At 32.1% G+C, this 661-nt stretch carries 1 protein-coding gene; it reads left to right on the top strand.

What is annotated here, in order from left to right:
• Positions 1 to 661, top strand: a 661-nt coding sequence (locus GBZ86_RS19045; protein ID WP_207707488.1) for an alpha-N-acetylglucosaminidase TIM-barrel domain-containing protein, incomplete at both ends; no start/stop codon positions are given.

Here is a 661-nt window from a genome sequence, read left to right as displayed (position 1 = left end):
AGGTTCTCAGTATATTAATTGGTTTGATTTTAGTATTAAAGCTAATACAAATAATTTAGACTATTTCCAAATTTCAAATGGTGATAATGGAAAAATTAAAATTGAAGGAAATAACGGTGTTTCTTTAGCAACAGGATTAAATTATTATTTAAAATACTTTTGTAAAGTACAAATTACAGAGTTTGGTGACCCAGTAAAAATGCCAATAATTGCACCAAGATTAGATATATTTATTAGAAAAGAAACTCCATATGAAATACGATATGCACATAATTACTGCACATTCTCTTATACTATGGCATTTTGGAGTGATGAACAATGGCAAGTTTGGTTAGATTGGTTAGCGTTAAATGGTGTAAATCTTGTTTTAGATCTAAATGCTCAAGATGAAGTGTGGAGAAGATTTTTAGGGGAGCTTGGATATGACATTGTTGAAATAAAAAATTGGTTAGTAGGACCAGCATATATGGCTTGGCAATACATGGGTAATATGGGTACCTTCGGAGGCCCTCTTCCTGACCAATGGTTTGAAGCTAGAACAGAACTTGCAAGAAAAATGCAAAGAAAAATGAAAGCACTTGGTATGAAAATAGTTCTTCAAGGTTATGCTGGAATGGTGCCAACAGATATAAAAGATAAAAGACCAAACGTGGAGATAATA

The organism is Clostridium tarantellae, from assembly GCF_009295725.1.
Classification (GTDB): domain Bacteria; phylum Bacillota; class Clostridia; order Clostridiales; family Clostridiaceae; genus Sarcina; species Sarcina tarantellae.
This window is presented reverse-complemented; position numbering and strand designations above follow the sequence as displayed.